Annotated in this window: 20 protein-coding genes; 15 read left to right on the top strand and 5 right to left on the bottom strand. The window is 70.1% G+C overall.

Annotated elements, in window-relative coordinates; translation table 11 throughout:
- Nucleotides 1–5 precede the first annotated feature (5 nt).
- Nucleotides 6–437 (top strand): 50S ribosomal protein L11, encoded by a 432-nt coding sequence (gene rplK, locus ACFV9C_RS26505; RefSeq protein WP_344191578.1) that lies wholly within the window; start codon nucleotides 6–8, stop codon nucleotides 435–437.
- Nucleotides 438–513: 76 nt separating this feature from the next.
- The gene (gene rplA / locus ACFV9C_RS26510) at nucleotides 514–1,236 is read left to right on the top strand and encodes a 50S ribosomal protein L1 (protein ID WP_380197773.1); all 723 of its coding nucleotides are present in this window, start codon (nucleotides 514–516) and stop codon (nucleotides 1,234–1,236) included.
- A 391-nt stretch (nucleotides 1,237–1,627) separates the two neighbouring features.
- Here rplA and ACFV9C_RS26515 read toward each other — a convergent pair whose 3' ends face one another.
- Nucleotides 1,628–2,659, bottom strand: a complete 1,032-nt coding sequence (locus tag ACFV9C_RS26515) for an alpha-hydroxy acid oxidase (protein ID WP_380197775.1) — start codon at nucleotides 2,657–2,659, stop codon at nucleotides 1,628–1,630.
- Between the two features lie 213 nt (nucleotides 2,660–2,872).
- On the opposite strand from ACFV9C_RS26515, the gene ACFV9C_RS26520 reads away from it, so the two are divergent.
- Nucleotides 2,873–3,994: a hypothetical protein gene (locus ACFV9C_RS26520; RefSeq protein WP_380197778.1), complete on the top strand. Its 1,122-nt coding sequence runs from the start codon at nucleotides 2,873–2,875 to the stop codon at nucleotides 3,992–3,994.
- Here ACFV9C_RS26520 and ACFV9C_RS26525 read toward each other — a convergent pair.
- Nucleotides 3,984–4,496: a hypothetical protein gene (locus tag ACFV9C_RS26525; RefSeq protein ID WP_380197780.1), complete on the bottom strand. Its 513-nt coding sequence runs from the start codon at nucleotides 4,494–4,496 to the stop codon at nucleotides 3,984–3,986. The two genes, ACFV9C_RS26520 and ACFV9C_RS26525, sit on opposite strands and share 11 nt — an antisense overlap.
- Nucleotides 4,497–4,728: 232 nt before the next feature.
- On the opposite strand from ACFV9C_RS26525, the gene ACFV9C_RS26530 reads away from it, so the two are divergent.
- From ACFV9C_RS26530 to ACFV9C_RS26540, 3 genes are all read left to right on the top strand, one after another.
- Nucleotides 4,729–5,940: a sensor histidine kinase gene (locus ACFV9C_RS26530; protein ID WP_380197782.1), complete on the top strand. Its 1,212-nt coding sequence runs from the start codon at nucleotides 4,729–4,731 to the stop codon at nucleotides 5,938–5,940.
- Nucleotides 5,941–5,953: 13 nt separating this feature from the next.
- Nucleotides 5,954–6,601 carry a response regulator gene (locus ACFV9C_RS26535; RefSeq protein ID WP_380198270.1) on the top strand — a complete coding sequence of 216 codons (648 nt, stop codon included), beginning with the start codon at nucleotides 5,954–5,956 and terminating at the stop codon, nucleotides 6,599–6,601.
- Nucleotides 6,602–6,704: 103 nt separating this feature from the next.
- Complete coding sequence (locus ACFV9C_RS26540) at nucleotides 6,705–7,397, top strand: DUF4097 family beta strand repeat-containing protein (protein ID WP_380197783.1); 693 nt, start codon at nucleotides 6,705–6,707, stop codon at nucleotides 7,395–7,397.
- Here ACFV9C_RS26540 and ACFV9C_RS26545 read toward each other — a convergent pair.
- Genes ACFV9C_RS26545 through ACFV9C_RS26555 form a run of 3 tightly spaced genes read right to left on the bottom strand, consistent with a single transcriptional unit; the run spans nucleotide 7,384 to nucleotide 10,920 of the window.
- On the bottom strand, nucleotides 7,384–8,022 hold the full coding sequence (locus ACFV9C_RS26545) for a bifunctional 4-hydroxy-2-oxoglutarate aldolase/2-dehydro-3-deoxy-phosphogluconate aldolase (protein ID WP_380197785.1): 639 nt from the start codon (nucleotides 8,020–8,022) through the stop codon (nucleotides 7,384–7,386). The genes ACFV9C_RS26540 and ACFV9C_RS26545 overlap by 14 nt on opposite strands.
- A gap of 14 nt (nucleotides 8,023–8,036) precedes the next feature.
- Nucleotides 8,037–9,617: an amidohydrolase family protein gene (locus ACFV9C_RS26550; protein ID WP_380197787.1), complete on the bottom strand. Its 1,581-nt coding sequence runs from the start codon at nucleotides 9,615–9,617 to the stop codon at nucleotides 8,037–8,039.
- A gap of 1 nt (nucleotide 9,618) precedes the next feature.
- Nucleotides 9,619–10,920: an amino acid deaminase gene (locus ACFV9C_RS26555; protein ID WP_380197789.1), complete on the bottom strand. Its 1,302-nt coding sequence runs from the start codon at nucleotides 10,918–10,920 to the stop codon at nucleotides 9,619–9,621.
- 132 nt (nucleotides 10,921–11,052) lie between these two features.
- Between ACFV9C_RS26555 and ACFV9C_RS26560 the strand changes: the two genes are divergently transcribed.
- The 9 genes from ACFV9C_RS26560 to ACFV9C_RS26600 all read left to right on the top strand — a co-directional run bounded on the left by ACFV9C_RS26560 (nucleotide 11,053) and on the right by ACFV9C_RS26600 (nucleotide 18,404).
- Complete coding sequence (locus ACFV9C_RS26560) at nucleotides 11,053–12,015, top strand: sugar kinase (RefSeq protein ID WP_380197792.1); 963 nt, start codon at nucleotides 11,053–11,055, stop codon at nucleotides 12,013–12,015.
- Nucleotides 12,012–12,746 carry an IclR family transcriptional regulator gene (locus ACFV9C_RS26565; RefSeq protein ID WP_380197794.1) on the top strand — a complete coding sequence of 245 codons (735 nt, stop codon included), beginning with the start codon at nucleotides 12,012–12,014 and terminating at the stop codon, nucleotides 12,744–12,746. The genes ACFV9C_RS26560 and ACFV9C_RS26565 overlap by 4 nt, the downstream gene beginning before the upstream one ends.
- An 8-nt stretch (nucleotides 12,747–12,754) precedes the next feature.
- Nucleotides 12,755–13,159 (top strand): RidA family protein, encoded by a 405-nt coding sequence (locus ACFV9C_RS26570; RefSeq protein ID WP_380197796.1) that lies wholly within the window; start codon nucleotides 12,755–12,757, stop codon nucleotides 13,157–13,159.
- A gap of 81 nt (nucleotides 13,160–13,240) precedes the next feature.
- Nucleotides 13,241–14,050 (top strand): IclR family transcriptional regulator, encoded by an 810-nt coding sequence (locus ACFV9C_RS26575; protein ID WP_380197798.1) that lies wholly within the window; start codon nucleotides 13,241–13,243, stop codon nucleotides 14,048–14,050.
- Nucleotides 14,050–15,225 (top strand): MFS transporter, encoded by a 1,176-nt coding sequence (locus ACFV9C_RS26580; RefSeq protein ID WP_380197801.1) that lies wholly within the window; start codon nucleotides 14,050–14,052, stop codon nucleotides 15,223–15,225. Before ACFV9C_RS26575 ends, ACFV9C_RS26580 begins: the two co-directional genes overlap by 1 nt.
- A gap of 205 nt (nucleotides 15,226–15,430) precedes the next feature.
- Nucleotides 15,431–16,030, top strand: a complete 600-nt coding sequence (gene rplJ / locus ACFV9C_RS26585; protein WP_380197804.1) for a 50S ribosomal protein L10 — start codon at nucleotides 15,431–15,433, stop codon at nucleotides 16,028–16,030.
- Between the two features lie 65 nt (nucleotides 16,031–16,095).
- Nucleotides 16,096–16,485: a 50S ribosomal protein L7/L12 gene (rplL, locus tag ACFV9C_RS26590; protein ID WP_380197806.1), complete on the top strand. Its 390-nt coding sequence runs from the start codon at nucleotides 16,096–16,098 to the stop codon at nucleotides 16,483–16,485.
- 201 nt (nucleotides 16,486–16,686) lie between these two features.
- Nucleotides 16,687–17,634, top strand: a complete 948-nt coding sequence (locus ACFV9C_RS26595; RefSeq protein ID WP_380197808.1) for an ABC transporter ATP-binding protein — start codon at nucleotides 16,687–16,689, stop codon at nucleotides 17,632–17,634.
- Entirely contained in the window at nucleotides 17,631–18,404 is a 774-nt protein-coding gene (locus tag ACFV9C_RS26600) for an MlaE family ABC transporter permease (protein ID WP_380197810.1), read from the top strand. The genes ACFV9C_RS26595 and ACFV9C_RS26600 overlap by 4 nt, the downstream gene beginning before the upstream one ends.

The following is an 18,404-nucleotide window of genomic DNA, read 5'->3' on the forward strand; positions in this document are numbered from 1 at the left end:
ACAGAATGCCTCCCAAGAAGAAGATCGCTGCCCTGGTCAAGGTGCAGCTCCAGGCCGGTGCCGCGACGCCGGCCCCGCCGGTCGGTACCGCGCTCGGTCCGCACGGCGTCAACATCATGGAGTTCTGCAAGGCGTACAACGCCCAGACGGAGTCCATGCGCGGCAACGTCGTACCGGTCGAGATCACGATCTACGAAGACCGTTCCTTCACCTTCGTCACCAAGACGCCGCCGGCGCCGGAGATGATCAAGAAGGCCGCCGGTCTGCAGAAGGGCTCGGCCGTCCCGCAGCGGGACAAGGTCGGCAAGATCTCCAAGGACCAGGTCCGCGAGATCGCCACCACGAAGATGCCGGACCTGAACGCCCGCGACATCGACGCGGCGATGAAGATCATCGAGGGTACGGCGCGCTCCATGGGCGTCGTCGTCGACGGCTGACCGTACCCAATTCACCAGAAGTAGTGGCAGGGCGTAGCGCCGCCCGGAGACCACACCCCAGAGAGGAACAGCAGTAATGGCACAGCGCAGCAAGGCTTACCGCGCCGCCGCGGAGAAGATCGACTTCGATCACCTGTACACGCCGCTGGAGGCGATCCGGCTGGCCAAGGAGGCCGCCGGCAGCAAGAAGTTCAACTCCACCGTGGACGTCGCGATGCGTCTCGGGGTCGACCCCCGCAAGGCCGACCAGATGGTGCGTGGCACCGTCAACCTTCCGCACGGTACCGGCAAGACGGCACGGGTCCTCGTCTTCGCGACCGGCGACAAGGCCGAGCAGGCAAAGGCGGCGGGCGCCGACTTCGTCGGCGACGACGACATGATCAAGAAGGTGACCGACGGCTGGCTGGACTTCGACGCCGTCGTCGCCACCCCTGACCTGATGGGCAAGGTCGGCCGCCTCGGTCGCGTCCTCGGCCCGCGTGGTCTGATGCCGAACCCGAAGACCGGTACGGTCACGCCGGACGTGACCAAGGCCGTGTCCGACATCAAGGGCGGCAAGATCGAGTTCCGGGTCGACCGGCACGCGAACCTGCACTTCATCATCGGCAAGGCGTCGTTCGACGAGGCTCAGCTGGTGGAGAACTACGGCGCCGCGCTCGAGGAGATCCTCCGGCTGAAGCCGGCCAGCTCCAAGGGCCGCTACATCAAGAAGACGGTCTTCTCGACCACGATGGGTCCGGGTGTCCAGGTTGACCCCAACCTGACCCGCAACCTCGCCGAGGACCAGGTCGAGGCCTGAGCCTCAGCCTTCTCAGCACCGGAAAGCCCCCGCCACGGCGGGGGCTTTCTCGTTGTTACCGGCGGAGTCCGGCGAGGGACGGGTGAAAGGTGCGGTGCGGTGCGGGCGGGGCGAGTGGGCGGGTGCGCGCGGGAGGGGCGCGCGGGAGGGGCGCGCGGGAGGGGCGCGCGGGAGGGGCGCGCGGGAGGGGCGCGCGGGAGGGGGGCGGTGCGGGGGACGGTGCGGGTGAGGGGAGGGGTGCGGTGCGGGCGGCGCGCGGGAGGGGCGCGCGGGAGGGGCGCGGTGCGGGAGGGGGCGGTGCGGGGGCTGTGGTGGTGGGGGCTGCTTGTCGGTGGGGCCGGCGAGGGGACGGGGTGAGGGGTTGTGGGGGCGGGGTGGGGCTTCTTGGCTGTCAGTGGGTGATGAGGTCTGGGGTTAGGGAGGTGGGGGTGGGGGCGCCGATCAGGCGCATCGTGTGGTCGAGTTCTTCGGCCAGGTCGGTGAGGAGGCGGGTGACGCCGGTGGACGAACCTACGGTGAGGGCCCAGAGGGCGGGGCGGCCGACGAAGACGGCGTGGGCGCCGAGGGCGAGGGCGGTGAGGAGGTGTTCGCCGCGCCGGATGCCGCCGTCGACGTACACCTCGACGTTGCTGCCGGCAACGGCTTCGGCGACCTCGGGCAGGGCCCGCGCGGTCGGGATCGAGCCGTCGAGCTGACGGCCGCCGTGGTTCGAGACGATGATGCCGGCGGCGCCCGCGTCCGCGCAGCGCTTGGCGTCGTCGCCGCGCAGGACGCCCTTGACGACGACCGGGAGTCCGGTGCGTTCGGCGAGCCAGCCGATGACGTCGGGGTTCAGGTCGTCGGCCTTGGCGAGGTCGTCGTCGGACCAGTCGCCGGCGGGCAGGTTGGCGAGCAGTTGGCCCGGTTTCACCAGGTCCCAGACGGTCTCGCCCTCGTCCTCCTTGCGGCCCACGACCGGGGTGTCGACGGTCAGTACGACGGCCCGCGCGCCGCCCGCGACCGCCGCGTCGAGCATCCGGCGGGTGATGTCGCGGTTCCGGACGACGTAGATCTGCAGCCACCACGGCACTCCGGTGGCGCCGATCTCGGCGAACGTGGAGCCGGCGTTGCTCGACACACCGAGAACGGACCGGGCAGCGCTGACGCCGCGCGCCATCGCGAGCTCGCCGTCCGGGTCGGCCATCCGCTGCATCGTCGACGGCGCCACCAGCACCGGTGCGTCGACCGGCGTACCGAGCACCGTCGTACCGAGGTCGATGCTGGAGACGTCGTTCAGCACGCGCGGCCGGAAGCGGTACGCCGACCAGGCCGCGGTGGCCTCGCCGACGCTGACGCCGCCCGCGGAACCCTGCCGGTAGTAGCGGTGCACGGCCTCGGGCAGCTTCTCGGCGGCCGCGGTCTCCAGTGTGTCGATCCAGCGCATGCGGCCCATGGTCGCACCCCGGCCTCCGCCGCGGGAGTGCATTTCCGGGCAACCAGCTAGAATCGACGGCATGACGCAGTACGGGCGGCGATTTCTGCGCCCCGGCCGGCACGACGGTGCCGACGGGGTGAGCTGCTGCTGCGCTCTCTCCTGAGGTGACCGCGGCCGACCGGGGTGGACCCCCGTCGAGACCGTCATCCTTGGAGAGAACCCATGTCTGTCCTCACTCTTGAAGAACTGCACGCTGCCCTCGCGCTCCGCGACCTCAGCGACCCCGCCCAAGGGCCGCACGCCGTCCAGCTCGTCGTCGACTCGATCCGTACGGCGCTCGCTGCGGCCTGGCCGTACACCGAGATCTGGACCCGCCGCGACCATCCCGTCGTACCGCTGGCGGACAACTACGACAACCTCGGCTACGCGACCGATGCCGTCACCCGGGAGGCCCGCTACACGCGGTACGTCTCGGACAACGAGGTGCTGCGCAGCCACACGTCGGCGATGATCCCGCCGGCGCTCCGGGAGCTGGCCGGCTCGGACGCGTCCGACGTACTGATGATCTGCGCCGGCATCTGTTACCGCCGGGACTCGGTCGACTGGCAGCACACCGGTACGCCGCATCAGCTGGACCTGTGGCGGGTCAGCCGGAACGTCGCGCTCGGCGAGCCGGAGCTGGAGGAGATGATCGCCCGCCTGGTCGGTACCGTCCTGCCCGGTCAGACCTACCGCACCGTGCCGGCGGTCCACCCGTACACGATCCACGGCCGGCAGATCGACGTACTGCTGGACGACCAGTGGATCGAGATCGGCGAGTGCGGGGTGGCGGCGCCGCACGTACTGCGGCTCGCCGGGCTGGACGAGACCTGGACGGGGCTCGCGATGGGCCCGGGGCTCGACCGGCTGATGATGCTCCGCAAGGGGATCCGCGACATCCGGCTGCTCCGGTCCACCGACCCGCGCGTGGCGGAGCAGATGCTCGACCTGGCGCCGTACAAGCCGGTCTCGTCGATGCCGCCGGTCCGCCGGGACCTGTCGGTCGTGGTGGGCGGGTCGGCGGACGTGTCGGACGAGGTGCTCGGCGACAAGGTCCGGGCCGCGCTGGGCCCGGACGCGGATGCGGCGGAGTCGCTGGAGGTGCTGGGCGAAACGTCGTACGACGACTTGCCGACGAGTGCCCGGACACGTCTCCAGATGACGCCCGGCCAACGGAATCTGCTGGTCAGGCTGGTCCTGCGGCCGGTGGACCGGACGCTCACCGACGCGGAGGCGAACGTCCTGCGGGACAAGGTCTACCGGGCGTTGCACGAGGGGCCGGTGCTGGAGCTGATCAGCGCCTGAGCTCGCGGGCCGCCACCACGAACGCGCACACCGCGAGCGGCAGCTCGAGGAGCAGCGCCTCGGTCACCGAGAGCGTGCGGTCGAAGCCGGCGGCCGACGTACTCACGTCGAACCAGGCGTCGGCGATCAGCAGCGTGCCGGCGGCCACCGCGGTCAGAACGGCGTGCCTGTTGCGTTTGTGCAGCAGGTACGCCGTGAGACCGGCGGCGATCGCGGTGGCGCAGTCGAGGCCGATCCACGTCAGCTTCCAGTGGCCCGCCTCGTAGGTGCTCGGCAGCGTGGCGGCCAGGATCAGGCACCACGGCAGCAGCACCGCCGCGACCCCGGCGGCAACCATCGCGGCCAGGCCGCCCGGCGAGCGGCGCGGCCGGATCCGGCCGTCCAGCCGGCCGTCGGCGAGGTAGTCCTCCAGCGCGTCGGCCACGCGGTCGTCGATCGCGTCACCGAGTTTCCCGTCCATGGCTCGCCCGATCTCGGTCGGGCGGATCGCTGTCGTCGTCATGCCATCAAGCCTTCCGGGGAACGCTTCCCGGCACAGTCCGGCCAGCCCACGAACGGGGGTGGGGATAACCCCCGGCGGATTCCGTGGGCTGTCCTGATGCCGTCCGGCGGTGCCGACCACGTAGGTTGTGACCGCGAGCAGGCGCTGACACGGGGAGGTGATCCGGATGACGGCTGCGGCGAGTCCGGTTCCCCGGACGCCCTGGGGCCTGTGGCGGTCACCCTACTTGTGGTTGGCAACTATCCATCTGCTGGGCGACGCGGTGGTGGTGCTGACCTCTGGTCTGCTCGTCCTCGCGGCGACCATCGTGGTCGTGGTGGGCTTCCTGCTGGCGCCGTTCGGGATCCCGCTCAGCCGGTGGGCGAACACCTGGGTCTACGGCATCGCCGGCTGGGAGCGGGCCCGGGCCCGGATCACCCGCGGCCAGGAAGTGCCCGCGCTGGTGCCGCCGGCACGCACCGGGTCGGCCGTCGAGGACGCGGTCCTGGCGGTGAAGGACCCGGGGCTGTGGCGGCAGTTCATCTATTACGTCCTGCTGTTCTGGTTGTCGATTGCCTGGCTGTTCCTGGTCCCGATCGCGTGGTCGGTGCCGTTCGTGCTGATTCCGCTGCCGGCGTACTACTCGCAGTTCGCCGCCTCGCAGGCCCAGCTCGGGCCGTTCATCGTCGACTCGACGACGAGCGCCTCGGTCGTGGCGGTGCTCGCGGTGCTGTTCCTGGTGTTCGTGTCGCCGTTGCTGATCCGGACCGCCTCGTGGTTCGACGGGTGGCTGGTGAAGGAGCTGCTCGGGCCGTCGGAGACCGGCGTACTGGCCGAGCGCGTCCACCAGTTGGTGCAGAGCCGGCAGCAGGTGGTCGACTCGGTCGAGGCGGAGCGGCGCCGGATGGAGCGCGACCTGCACGACGGCGCCCAGCAGCGGCTGGTGTCGCTGGCGATGACGCTCGGCCGGGCGAAGAACCGGCTCGGGGACCGGGAACCCGCGGTCCGGACGCTGATCGAGGAAGCGCACTCGGAGGCGATGCAGGCGATCGCGGAGATCCGTGACCTGACCCGCGGACTGCATCCGCCGGTGCTGACCGACCGCGGCCTGGACGCGGCGCTGTCGGCGGTCGCGGCCCGATCGCCGGTGCCGGTCCGGCTCAGCGTCGAGGTCCGGCCCAGGCCGAAGCTGACGGTCGAGTCGATCGCGTACTTCGTGGTGACCGAGGCGCTGGCGAACGTCGCCAAGCACGCCGACGCCGCGGAGGTGGACGTGCTCGTGGTCCGGAAAGACGACGTACTGCGGGTCGTGGTGCGGGACAACGGCCGCGGCGGTGCGGATCCGGCGGGCGGCAGCGGGTTGCGCGGGCTGGCCGATCGGGTGGCCGGGGTGGACGGACGGCTGACGGTGGACAGTCCGCCGGGTGGCGGCACGACGCTGATCGCGGAGGTGCCCTGTGGCTGAGGAGGACGGACGGATGCGGGTCGTGATCGCCGAGGACTCGGTGCTGCTGCGGGAGGGCATCGTGCGGCTGCTCGAGGAGCAGGACTGCCTGGTGGTCGCGGCGGTCGGGGACGGCAACCAGTTGCTGACGGCGGTCGAGGAGCACCGGCCGGACGTCTGCGTGGTGGACGTACGGATGCCGCCGACGTTCACCGACGAGGGGCTCCGGGCCGCGCTGGTGATCCGCGATCAGTACGCGGAGGTCGGCGTACTCGTGCTCTCGCAGTACGTCGAGGAGCGGTATGCGAGCGAGCTGATCGGCGGGAACCCGGGTGGTGTCGGGTACCTGCTGAAGGACCGGGTGGCGGACGTCGACCAGTTCATCGACGGGCTGCGCCGGGTCGCGGGCGGCGGCGCGGCGCTGGACCCGGAGGTGATCGCGCAGCTGCTGGTGCGGTCCCGGAAGGCGGACCCGCTGGCCGTGCTGAGCCCTCGGGAACAGGACGTTCTCCGGGCGATGGCGGAGGGCAAGTCGAACGCCGGGATCGCGCAGGCGCTGGTCGTCGGCGAGGGCGCGGTCGAGAAGCACATCAGCAACATCTTCCTGAAGCTCCAACTGTCACCGACCGACGGCGAACACCGCCGGGTGCTGGCGGTGCTGAGATATCTGGGGACGTCATGAAACTGACTGTGCTGATGCCGCGACTCCGTCGCGGCGGGTCATGGGGCTGTTGCTCCCGCCCTTCCCTCGTCGCTGCGCTCCTCAGTCCAGGGCGGGAGGCCCCATGACCAGGGCGCAGCGGACGATGCTGCTCGTCGGGGTGGTGCCGTTGCTGCTGGTGCTGGTGGGCAGTGGCGCGCTGACGGTGAGTTTGATCCGGGGGAAGCTGCCGTACAACTACTCGGCCTCGTTCGCGCCGGCGACGTCCGGCGTACAGGTCACGTCCGACCTGCCGACGCAGATCGAGGCGAGCTTCGACGGGCAGGTGCACGTCACGGTCGACGGGACGTATGCGGCGCGCCGGCCGGACGTCCGGGTGGTGACCGAGGGCGGGCTGGTCAAGGTCGACACGATGTGCCCGGAGCTGCACTGTGAGGTCACGCTGACCGTGGACGTCCCGGCGAACGCGGCCGTCCGGGCGAAGGTCCAGCAAGCCTCGCTCAACGTCGACTCGGTGGCCGCGCCGTTGACGGTGGATGTCAGCGACGGCTCGGTGGACATGGCCCAGATCCGCAGCCCACGCGTGTCGGTGGATTCCCGCAGCGGCTCGATCTCGATCCTCTTCGACAAGGCGCCGGACGAGGTGTCGGCCACCTCCAGCGACGGCTCGATCACCGTGCAGCTGCCACACTCGACGACGTACGCGATCGACGCGGTCGCCGCGCAGGGGTCGACCAATCTCAGCGTGCCGAACGATGCGTCCGCCACGCACAAGCTGTTCCTGCGCAGCAGCTACGGGAGCATCACTGTGCAATAGCCGCGCAGAACGCTTTCGCCTTGTCGGTGATCGACTGCCAGTTGCCGGCGGCGACCTCCGCGGGCGCGACGACGTCCGTACCGGCACTGACGGCGAGAGCACCGGCGGCGAGGAAGTCCTTGGCGTTGCCGGCGTTGACGCCGCCGGACGGGATCAGCGGTACGCCGGGGAACGGGCCGTTCAGGTCCTTGAAATACTTCGGGCCGAGCTGGTGCGCCGGGAAGATCTTGACCGCGGCGGAGCCCAGCGCCAGCGCGGTCATCACCTCCGACGGGGTGAACGCGCCGAGCACGACCGGTACGCCGGCCGACCGTGCCGCCTCGGCGACCGCGGCGGCCTCGGGACCCTGACCCGGGGTGACCAGGAACTGCGCGCCCGCGTTGATCGCCTGCGTGGCCTGGTCGCCGGTCTGCACGGTGCCCGCGCCGACGACCGCGCCGGTCTCGGCCGCGGTGGCGGCGGCGCGCTCCAGGTGCCGGGGGAGGTCCGGCGTGGTGTAGGTGAGCTCGACGACGTGGATGCCCCCGGCAACCAGTGCGGCGCAGAGGTCGCGGGCGTCGGAGATCTCCGGGGCACGGACGACGGTCAGCACCCGGTCGGCGCGGAGCAGGTCCAGGGTGTTCACAAGCGGGGTTCCTTTCAGGAGGTCCGGCGGACGGCGCGGCCGGGGAGGGCGTCGGTACGGCGGCCGTCGTCGATGACGGGTACGCCGTTGACGAGCACGTACGGGATGCCCTCGGCCGGTTGCCGGGGTTCGGGGAAGGTGGCGGCGTCGCGGACCGTGTCCGGGTCGAACAGCACCAGGTCCGCGGCGTACCCGGGCCGGACCAGCCCGCGGCCGGTGAGCCGCAGCCGGCGGGCCGGGCGGCCTGTGAGGTGGTGGACGCAATCGGCGAGGTCGAGGACGCCGAGCTCGCGGACGTACCGGGCGAGGTACCGCGGGAACGTGCCCCACGAGCGCGGATGCGGTTTGCCGCCGGCCAGGATCCCGTCCGAGCCGCCGGTGTGCGACCGGTGCCGCATGATCGTCCGTACGTTCTCCTCGTGGCCGACGTGCTGCAGGATCGAGGTCGCGAGGTCGTCGGCGAGCAGGAGCTCGTAGAACACGTCGGCGGCCGGCTTCCCGGTCCGGGCGGCCAGCGCCGCGACCGTGCTGCCGACCGCGGACGACAGCGCCGGGTTGCGGACGCCGCCGATCTCGATCGTGTCCCACTCGACGACGCAGCCGTGGCAGCCGTCGGTGCCGACCTGCTCGAGTTCGTACGTGATCTTCTCCCGCGCGGCCGGGTCGCGGAGCCGGGCGAGCAGCGCGTCCGGCCCGCCCTCCGCGGTCCAGCTCGGCAGCACCGCGGACAGGGTGGTTGCCCCGGGCAAGTACGGGTAGGTGTCGGTGGTGACGTCGACGCCGGAGTTGAGGGCGGCGTCGATCATCGCGACCAGGTCGGCGCCGCGGCCGGCGTTCGGCGCGAAGTTCATCACCGCGTGGGTGAGGTGCAGCGCGCAGCCCGAGCGGCGCGCGACCTCGACCATCTCGGCGTACGCCTCGAGCGCGCCGCGGCCGTACGAGCGCTGGTGCGGCGCGTAGTACCCGCCGTACGACGCGACGACCTCGCACAGTTCGACCAACTCGTCGGTCGTGGCGAACATCCCCGGCGTGTACGTCAGCCCGCTGCTCATCCCGACCGCGCCGTCCCGCAGCCCGGCGGCCAGCAGCTCCTTCATCCGGGCCAGTTCGGCCTCGGTGGCCGGACGGTTGGACGTACCAACGACCATCATCCGCACCGTGCCCTGCGGGACCAGGTACGCCGCGTTGCACGCGATGCCCTGGTCGAGCCGGTCGAGGTACCCGGCGACGGTGGACCAGGAGAAGTCGAAGTCGTCCGGCTCGCCGTTCCAGCCGGCGATCTGGCGCCGTACGACGGCCCGCGTCGGGTCGTCGATCGGCGCGAACGACAGCCCGTCCTGGCCGAGCACCTCCAGCGTGACGCCCTGGCTGACCTTCGCGGTGTGGTCCGGGTTCACCAGGATCTGCAGGTCCGAGTGCGAGTGCATGTCGATGAACCCGGGCGACAGCACCAGCCCGTCCGCGGCGATCGTCCGGTCCGCGCCGGGCAGATCGTTGCCGATCGCCACGATCCGCCCGTCGTCTACGGCGACGTCGGCGTGGTATCCCGGCGTACCCGAACCGTCGACGACCAGCGCGCCCGTGATGGTCAGCATCTCAGAAGAACGTCCGCACCAGGTCCACCACGACCGGGTCGGCCGCGTCCGGGTCGTCGATCACCGGGATCAGGCCCCACTTGTCGAACGCCGTGCACGGGTGCGACAGGCCGACCCGCAGTTCGTCGCCGATCACCACCGGGACGTCCCCGAAGTGCAGGAACCCGTGCTGGTCGTTCAGGTTGGTGACCGTCATACCGGTGGCCGGCAGCACCTCGCCGTCGGAGGAGCGCGGCCGGATCAGCTGCGGCTCCGGCCAGTCCTGGTCGAACGGGAAGTCGCGGCGGCCCGCGTCGAAGATCGCCAGCCCCGGCTCGGGCTGCGACGTGATCCGGATCCACCCGTGCATCGCGGCCACGAGCTGCTCGCCGTCCGTCCGCGGGTGCTCGCCGAGCGGCGACACCCGCCGGTACAGCCCGTCGTCGTGGGAGATGTACGCGCCGGACCGCAGTACCACCCGGGCGCCCTCGCCGGCCTCGGCCGCGAGGACCTTCGCGACCTGCTCGAAGTACTGGCTGCCGCCGGCGCTGACCACCGGTACGACGCCGGCGTCGTACAGCGGGCGCAGCCGGTGGTGGACCGACGCCAGGTCGCGCAGGTACCCGCGGACCTCCTCGAGGTTCGCCTCGTCGACACCGTGCCCGATCGCGCCCTCGTACCCGGCGACCCCGGCCAGCCGCAGCGTCGACGCGTCCGCGATCGCCTGGCCGACGGCCAGCGCGGTCTCCGGGTCGCGCGCACCGGTCCGGCCGCCGATCCCGCCGACCTCGACCAGCACGTCGAGCGGGCGCGCGTCCGGGCCGACGTACGCCGAGCGCGCCGCCTCCATGATCTCGACGGTGCGCACCGAGTCCGCCCAGACCGACACCTCGAACGACGGGTCGGCGGCGAGCTCGTCGGCGATCCAGCGCAGCTGCAGCGGGGAGATCACCGCGTTCGCGATCAGCACCCGCTGGACGCCGTACGCCCGGGCGACGCCGAGCTGGAACGCGTTCGCGAGCGTGATCGCCCAGGCGCCGGCGTCGAGCTGCATCGCCCAGAGCGCGGGCGCCATCGTGGTCTTGCCGTGCGGCGCCAGCTCCACGCCGTGCCGGGTGCACCAGGTGGCGAGCGTGTCGACGTTGTGCCGCAGGCCGGGGGCCGAGAGCGTCATCAGCGGTGTCGGCAGCTGGGACAGCCGCGGGCGGTCGGCCAGGACCTCCTTGACGGTCCGGCCCCAGAAACCCGGCGGCAGCGCCTTGTCGCGCCAGCTCACCTGCTGATCGGCAAGAGCGGCGACGGCGTCGGCATCGTAAGCAGGCATCAGACCCCCTGGGGTTGGGATTGCAGAATACGCAACGCTCATTGCGTATTCTGACTCGTCGGTTGTAGCATCGCGCCCGAAGTCGCGTCAACGCACGCCCCTATCCCATCACTTCTCCCGCAAGGAGTGCCGATGCCCGAGACGGCCGCGATCTGCCTGGGTGAGGCGATGATCATGCTGGCGGGTGGTGCCGGACCGCTGGCGGACGTCGAGGTGTTCCGGCGCTCGGTCGGCGGCGCGGAGTGCAACGTGGCCGGCGGGCTCGCCGCGCTCGGCGTGCCGACGGGCTGGATCTCGCGGCTCGGCGACGACGGGTTCGGTCAGCACGTACTGCGGGACCTCGCGGCGCGCGGTGTCGAGGTCGGGGGAGTGGAGCTGGACCCGGTCCGGCCGACGGCGCTCTACGTGAAGGAGTCGGACGGCGGGCGGTCCCTGATGCACTACTACCGGACCGGCTCGGCGGCTGCTGCCATGCAGCCCGCGTTCTTGGATCGGCCAGACGTGCGTGAGCGGCTACAGCAGGCGAAGCTCGTGCACACGACGGGTATTACTGCCGCGATCTCTGCCGGCAGCTCGGACATGCTGGAGCGGCTGGCGACGGAGCCGCGGGAGTTCCTGCTGAGCGTTGACCTGAACTGGCGTCCGGTGTTGTGGCGAGAGCGAGACCCTGAGCCGTTGTGGCGGTTGTTGCGAGCTGCAGACATCGTGCTGATCGGAGCGGACGAGGCTGAGGTCTTTGCCGGCACTGGTGATGCTGAGGAGCTGTACGAGCGTCTTGGTGCCAGGACGTTGGTTGTGAAGGACGACTCGAACATGGCGATCCTTCTTGAGCCGAGCGGTCGCACTGAGGTCCCAGCACTGTCCGTGGAGGTTGTTGAGACAGTGGGGGCCGGGGATGCGTTTGCGGCTGGGTTCTTGGCGGGGACCTTGCAGGGGCTGACTGCTGTGCAGCGGTTGCGGTTGGGGCATCTGACCGCGGCTGCTGTGTTGACGAGGCCTGAGGACCACGCGCCGCCCCCGAGCCCGGCTGAGCGAGACAGGCTGCTCAACGCGACGGACGCGGAGTGGGCGGCGACGAAGATCGGTGCGGTATGAGTCAGAGCCTGGCCAGAGCGCTGCAGATCCTCACCAGTCTCGGAGAGGGCGAGCGGTCGCTGGACCAGCTCGCCGGCGAGCTCGGCGTGCACAAGACGACAGTGCTGCGCCTGCTGCGCACCATGGAGGCCGACCGGTTCGTACGACGGGACTCCGCGCACAGGTACCGCCTGGGCTCGCGGCTGTTCGCTCTCGCCGACGTCGCGCGCGAGCAATACGTCGTACGGCAGGTTGCTGCACCGCATCTGCGTGAGTTGAACCAGAAGACCGGGCAGACGGTCCACCTGGCGGCGTGGGAGAACGGTGAGGTCATCTACGTCGACAAGCTGGACAGTGTGCGCTCGGTACGCATGTACTCGCAGGTCGGCGTACCGGCGGCTCTGCACTGCACCGCGGTCGGGAAGGTGCTGCTGGCCGCGCAGCCCAAGCGGCAGCGGGAGGCCATCGTCCAGGCGCTGGAGTACAAGGCCTACACGCCGAACACGATCACCGACCCGGACCGGCTGCGGGAGGAGCTGGTGGCCACCAAGGAGCGTGGCTGGGCGCAGGACCGGGCGGAACACGAGTCGTTCATCAACTGCATCGGTGCACCGCTCAAGGACGCCACCGGGCGCGTCGTCGGGGCCGTGTCGTTGTCCGTGCCCGACGTACTGCTGAACTATGAACAGGTGCTCGAGCTGCTCCCCGAGCTGCTCGCCACCGCCGAGGCGATCACAGCCGACTACAACTGAGAGGTGTCATGACCGACAAGAGCGCAGTCTCCACTACCGACGCGCCACCCCCGATGCCGGTGTTCTCGCAGGGCGTCCGCAAGGGCAACATCCTGCAGGTGTCCGGCCAGGGCTCGGTCGACCCGGCCAGCGGCGACTTCGTGTTCGCCGGTGACGTGAAGGGCCAGACCACCCGGGTGCTGCAGAACATCGAGGCGATCCTGAAGGCCGGCGGCGCGAGCATCGACGACGTGGTGATGCTGCGCGTCTACCTCACCGAGCGCGAGAACTTCGGCGCCATGAACGAGGCGTACGCCGAGTTCGTGTCCACCCGGACCCCGAGCGGGGCGCTGCCGTCGCGGACCACCGTGTTCACCGGGCTGCCGCTGCCGGACATGCTGGTCGAGATCGACGCGCTCGCCGTCCTGAGCTGAACCCCTCCGAAGCCCGGGCCCCGGTGGTCCGGGCTTTGGACTGCCTGGAGCGCTTCCCGTATCGCGGGATATGGTTTCACTATGCAGGAAACCCGGGGGTCAGTTCAGTCGATCGACCGGGCCGTGGCGATCCTGCGCTGCTTCGACGCCCGTACGCCGGACCTCGGGATCAGCGATCTGGCCCGGGCGACCGGGTTGTCGACGAGCACCGTGCACCGGCTGCTGCTGGCGATGCAGGAGAACGGGCTCGTCCGCCAGACGGCGCACCGGCGGTACGCGATCGGTCCGCTGGTCGTGCAGCTGGCGCACAGCGGCGGGATTCCGGCCGGTCTGCGGGACGCTGCCCTGCCGGTGCTCCGGGCACTCCGCGATGACACAGGGGAGACCGCGGCCGTGCACGAGCTGTTGCCGTCGGGGCAGCGCGTGGTCCTCGACCAGGTCGAGAGCTTCCACCAGTTGCGCCGTACCTACACGGAGTTCGGTCAGCCGGTGGCGTTGCCGCAGGGTGCGCCCGGGAAGGCGTTGCTGGCGTTCCTGCCGTTCGAGCGGCAGCAGGAGGTGCTGAAGGGTCCGCTGGAACAGGTGCAGCCGGCAACGATCACGGACCCGGAGGTGCTGGCCCAGCAGTTCGCGGACATCCGCCGGCGCGGGTACGCGATGTCGCGGACCGAGCGGACCGCGGGGATCTGCAGCGTGGCGGCACCGGTGTACGGCTACTCCGGTGAGGTCGCGGGGTGTCTGAGTGTGTCCGGCCCCGAGATGCGGATGCCGGTCGAGCGGATGGAGGAGTTCGGGATGAGGGTCGCCGCGGGTGCCTGGTCGGTGTCGGAGTTGCTGGGAGCCACCCCGGCCGCCCGGGACCGCAGTACGGCGCTGGCCGGCGGCCGGTGATGTCACAGGCCCGGAGTCTCTGGAAGATCGCGCCCGCTGTCTATCTGCCCGCCCTGCTGTACGGGATCGGGCAAGGTGCCATCGCGCCGGTTGTGGCGCTGTCGGCCACTCACCTCGGTGCATCCGTCGCTGTTGCCGGTCTCGTCGTAGCTGCGGCCGGGCTGGGCCAGGTGATCGGTGACATCCCGGCTGGTGCGCTGACGAACCGCATTGGTGAGCGTAAGGCGATGCTGGGCGCGACCGTGTTCGTAGCGTTCGCTCTTGCGGCCTGTCTCGTCGTTCCGAACGTGTGGGGTCTGGCCATCGCCATTGGCTGCACCGGCCTCGCCGGTGCGGTCTGGGGCCTTGCCAGGCAGGCGTATCTGAGTGAAGCGGTCCCCATCGAGCTCCGGGCGCGGGCACTGTCCACCCTGGGCGGCGTACAACGGATCGGCTCCTTCATCGGCCCGTTCCTCGGCGCGGGCGCGATGAAGTTCCTCGGTACGGACGGTGCGTACTGGGTGCACCTGGTGGCCGCCCTACTCGCCTGTGGCGTGCTGTTGAGCCTGCCGGACGTGGAACACCGGCGTGGGCGAGGCCCTGTCGCTGCCCAGTCCACCTGGGTCGTCATCCGCGACCACTTCCCGGTACTGCGGACCCTGGGCGTCGGGGCACTCCTTGTGGGCGCCGTACGGGCGTCACGCCAGGTCGTGATTCCCCTGTGGGCGTTGCACATCGGGCTGGATCCGCAGACGACCAGTGTGATCTTCGGGCTGTCCGGAGCGGTGGACATGCTGCTGTTCTACCCGGCCGGATCGGTGATGGACCGGCTCGGGCGGAAGTGGGTCGCCGTACCGTCGATGCTCGTGCTGGGGCTGGCGCATCTGTTGCTGCCGTTGACGCACACGACCGCGACGTTGACGGCGGTCGCGTTGCTGATGGGGATCGGGAACGGGCTGGGCGCCGGGGTGATCATGACGCTCGGAGCGGATGCGTCGCCGCCGGTCGGGAGGGCGCAGTTCCTGGGGGCGTTCAGGCTCTTCGCCGACACCGGGAACGGCGCCGGTCCGTTGCTGCTGGCGGGGGCGACGGCGGTGCTGGGGCTGGGGCCGGCGATCGTGATCATGGCGGGGACGGGCTGGGCCGCCGCGACGGCGATGCACCGCTGGATCCCCCCGCATCCGAAGCCGATTTGATGTTCACGGTCGGCATCAGGCACACTGGACCCTGCCGAAGACCGCTGGTCGCTGCCCTAGGTAGCTGAAGGTCCCATCGAGAGGTGGGCGGCCCGCGTAGGTGACTTGGATAGTGACACTGTATGTCTCACACCCTTGCGCCTGCGTAGGGGTGTTTCTTCTTTTCAGGGGTCCGAGGCGTGGAAGCCGATAGAAGGAGACCCCCATGGCGAGGCCGGACAAGGCAGCCGCTGTCGCGGAGCTGACGGACGAGTTCCGTAGCTCCAACGGCGCCGTGCTGACCGAGTACCGCGGTCTCACCGTCGCGCAGCTCAAGCAGCTTCGAGTTTCGCTCGGTGACGACGTGAACTACGCCGTGGTGAAGAACACGCTGACCAAGATCGCGGCCAAGGACGCGGGTGTCGAGTCGTTCGACTCGCTGCTCGAGGGTCCGTCGGCCATCGCCTTCATCAAGGGCGATGCGGTGGTTGCGGCCAAGGGCCTGCGTGACTTCGCCAAGGCGAATCCCCTTCTCGTCATCAAGGGCGGCGTGCTCGACGGCAAGCCGCTCAGCTCTGACGAGATCAGCAAGCTCGCTGACCTGGAGTCGCGTGAGGTCCTCCTCGCGAAGCTCGCAGGTGCGATGAAGGCGGCCCCGCAGAACGCGGTGTCGCTGTTCGCTGCTCCGCTGTCGCAGGCCGCGCGCCTGTTCGCGGCGCTGCAGGAGAAGCTGCCGGCCGAGGCCGCCCCCGCCGGGGACGTCCAGGACACGGTGGCGGCACCTGCCGAGGCGAGCACCGAGGAGACTGCCGCAGCGGACAGCTGAGGCATCTCACCGCAACACCCCATCAGTGATCACCAAGCAACATTTTGTCAGGAAGGACCGCCACCATGGCGAAGCTCAGCACCGAAGAGCTCCTCGGCCAGTTCAAGGAACTGACCCTGCTGGAGCTGTCGGAGTTCGTTAAGGCGTTCGAGGAGGAGTTCGGCGTCACCGCCGCCGCCCCGGTCGCCGTTGCCGCCGCCGCGGGCGCGCCGGGTGCCCCGGCCGCCGAGGAAGCTGCCGAGCAGGACGAGTTCGACGTCGTCCTGGAGTCGGCCGGCGACAAGAAGATCCAGGTCATCAAGGAGGTGCGCGGTCTCACGAGCCTCGGCCTGAAGGAGGCCAAGGACCTCGTCGAGTCGGCCCCGAAGGCCGTCCTGGAGAAGGTCGACAAGGCTGCCGCGGAGAAGGCCAAGGAGGCCCTCGAGGGCGCCGGCGCCACCGTCACGCTGAAGTGATGTCGCTTACGTTCCGTCAAGGGACGTAACGAATGTGTTGAGAAGGGCGGTCCCCGCACGGGGGCCGTCCTTCTTGGATTTCCGGATGGCTACGATCGCAATCGCTTGACTTCCAGGGGTTACGCAAAACCGTACTCGTGCGTAACCTAGGCCACTGCCCCGTCGTTGGGCAGCAGCAGACATCCCGTGTGAGGAGGGCCGGTGGGCGTAGAAGTCCGCGTCGAAGGTCTCACCAAGTCCTTCGGCAGCCAGCTGATCTGGGGCGACGTGTCCCTGACGCTGCCGGCCGGTGAGATCTGCGTGATGCTCGGCCCTTCCGGCACCGGCAAGTCCGTGTTCCTGAAGACGCTGATCGGCCTGCTGAAGCCCGACAAGGGCCACGTGTACATCGAGGGCACCGACATCGCGACCTGCAGCGAGCGCGAGCTGTACGAGATCCGCCGGCTGTTCGGCGTGCTGTTCCAGGACGGCGCGATGTTCGGTTCGATGAACCTGTACGACAACGTCGCGTTCCCGCTCCGCGAGCACACCAAGAAGTCCGAGTCCGACATCCGCTCCATCGTGATGGAGAAGATGGAGATGGTCGGCCTGGTCGGCGCGGAGAAGAAGCTGCCCGGCGAGATCTCCGGCGGTATGCGGAAAAGAGCCGGCCTGGCCCGCGCGCTGGTGCTGGACCCGCAGATCCTGCTCGTCGACGAGCCCGACTCCGGTCTGGACCCGGTCCGTACGTCGTTCCTGAACCAGGTGATGATCGACCTGAACGAGGCGTTCAGCCCGACGTTCCTGATCGTCACGCACGACGTGAACACCGCCCGGACGGTCCCGGACAACATCGGCATGCTGTACCACCGGCACCTGGCGATGTTCGGCCCGCGGGAGATGCTGCTGTCCAGCGAGGAGCCGGTCGTCCGGCAGTTCCTGAACGCGCAGATGGTCGGCCCGATCGGCATGTCCGAGGAGAAGGACGCCGAGGAGCTCGCCGCCGAGGCCGGCCAGGAGCTGCCGCCGCTGCCGCCGATCCCGATCCAGCAGCTGCCCAGCAGCGGCATGCTCCGCCCGACCCAGCGCCCACCGGGCGAGTGGTGCCGGGAGAACGGCGTCACCCCGCCCCCGGGATCATTTGCCACGTCGACGGTGGGGGCGCGGTGACCGTATCCGCGACCGCCCCGCTGAAGCATGCGGGGTCGTTGTTCGCCTTCGCGCTGGACACGTTCCGGGCGATGTTCCGGCGGCCGTTCCAGCTGAAGGAGTTCCTCCAGCAGGCCTGGTTCGTGGCCAGCGTGACGATCATCCCGACCGCGCTGGTCGCGATCCCGTTCGGTGCGGTGATCGCGCTGCAGGTCGGCGGGCTGATCAAGCAGTTCGGCGCGCAGGCCTTCACCGGTTCGGCCGCCGTGCTGGCGGTGGTCCGGGAGGCGTCGCCGATCGCGACCGCGCTGCTGATCGCGGGCGCCGGCGGTTCGGCGATCTGCGCGGACCTCGGCTCCCGGAAGATCCGCGAGGAGCTGGACGCGATGATGGTGCTCGGGATCGACCCGATCCAGCGTCTCGTCGTACCGCGGGTGCTGGCCACGATGCTGGTCGCGTTCTTCCTGAACGGTTTCGTCAGCGTGGTCGGCGTGATGGGCGGCTACATCTTCAACGTCGTCCTGCAGGACGGTACGCCGGGCAGCTACATCGCGTCCTTCACCGCGCTGGCGCATCTCCCCGACCTGTGGCAGGGCCAGGCGAAGGCGCTCGTCTTCGGGGCGATCGCCGCGGTCGTGGCGGCGTACAAGGGTGTGAACGCGGGCGGCGGCCCGAAGGGCGTCGGCGACGCGGTGAACCAGTCCGTGGTGATCACGTTCATGCTGCTGTTCGTCGCGAACTTCTCGATGACCGCGATCTACTTCCAGCTCGTTCCGCCGAAGGGGGCCTGA

The organism is Kribbella sp. NPDC059898, from assembly GCF_042730855.1.
In the GTDB taxonomy this organism is placed as follows: Bacteria; Actinomycetota; Actinomycetes; order Propionibacteriales; family Kribbellaceae; genus Kribbella.

Excerpts from the sequence above, each read along its gene's own strand:
- rplJ (WP_380197804.1), top strand. The coding sequence starts at position 15,431 with ATGGCGAGGCCGGACAAGGCAGCCGCTGTCGCGGAGCTGACGGACGAG.
- ACFV9C_RS26580 (WP_380197801.1), top strand. The coding sequence starts at position 14,050 with ATGTCACAGGCCCGGAGTCTCTGGAAGATCGCGCCCGCTGTCTATCTG.
- rplA (WP_380197773.1), top strand. The coding sequence starts at position 514 with ATGGCACAGCGCAGCAAGGCTTACCGCGCCGCCGCGGAGAAGATCGAC.
- ACFV9C_RS26555 (WP_380197789.1), bottom strand. The coding sequence starts at position 10,920 with ATGCCTGCTTACGATGCCGACGCCGTCGCCGCTCTTGCCGATCAGCAG.
- ACFV9C_RS26570 (WP_380197796.1), top strand. The coding sequence starts at position 12,755 with ATGACCGACAAGAGCGCAGTCTCCACTACCGACGCGCCACCCCCGATG.
- ACFV9C_RS26535 (WP_380198270.1), top strand. The coding sequence starts at position 5,954 with ATGCGGGTCGTGATCGCCGAGGACTCGGTGCTGCTGCGGGAGGGCATC.
- ACFV9C_RS26575 (WP_380197798.1), top strand. The coding sequence starts at position 13,241 with ATGCAGGAAACCCGGGGGTCAGTTCAGTCGATCGACCGGGCCGTGGCG.
- ACFV9C_RS26550 (WP_380197787.1), bottom strand. The coding sequence starts at position 9,617 with ATGCTGACCATCACGGGCGCGCTGGTCGTCGACGGTTCGGGTACGCCG.
- ACFV9C_RS26565 (WP_380197794.1), top strand. The coding sequence starts at position 12,012 with ATGAGTCAGAGCCTGGCCAGAGCGCTGCAGATCCTCACCAGTCTCGGA.
- rplK (WP_344191578.1), top strand. The coding sequence starts at position 6 with ATGCCTCCCAAGAAGAAGATCGCTGCCCTGGTCAAGGTGCAGCTCCAG.
- ACFV9C_RS26560 (WP_380197792.1), top strand. The coding sequence starts at position 11,053 with ATGCCCGAGACGGCCGCGATCTGCCTGGGTGAGGCGATGATCATGCTG.
- rplL (WP_380197806.1), top strand. The coding sequence starts at position 16,096 with ATGGCGAAGCTCAGCACCGAAGAGCTCCTCGGCCAGTTCAAGGAACTG.
- ACFV9C_RS26520 (WP_380197778.1), top strand. The coding sequence starts at position 2,873 with ATGTCTGTCCTCACTCTTGAAGAACTGCACGCTGCCCTCGCGCTCCGC.
- ACFV9C_RS26540 (WP_380197783.1), top strand. The coding sequence starts at position 6,705 with ATGACCAGGGCGCAGCGGACGATGCTGCTCGTCGGGGTGGTGCCGTTG.
- ACFV9C_RS26515 (WP_380197775.1), bottom strand. The coding sequence starts at position 2,659 with ATGCGCTGGATCGACACACTGGAGACCGCGGCCGCCGAGAAGCTGCCC.
- ACFV9C_RS26525 (WP_380197780.1), bottom strand. The coding sequence starts at position 4,496 with ATGACGACGACAGCGATCCGCCCGACCGAGATCGGGCGAGCCATGGAC.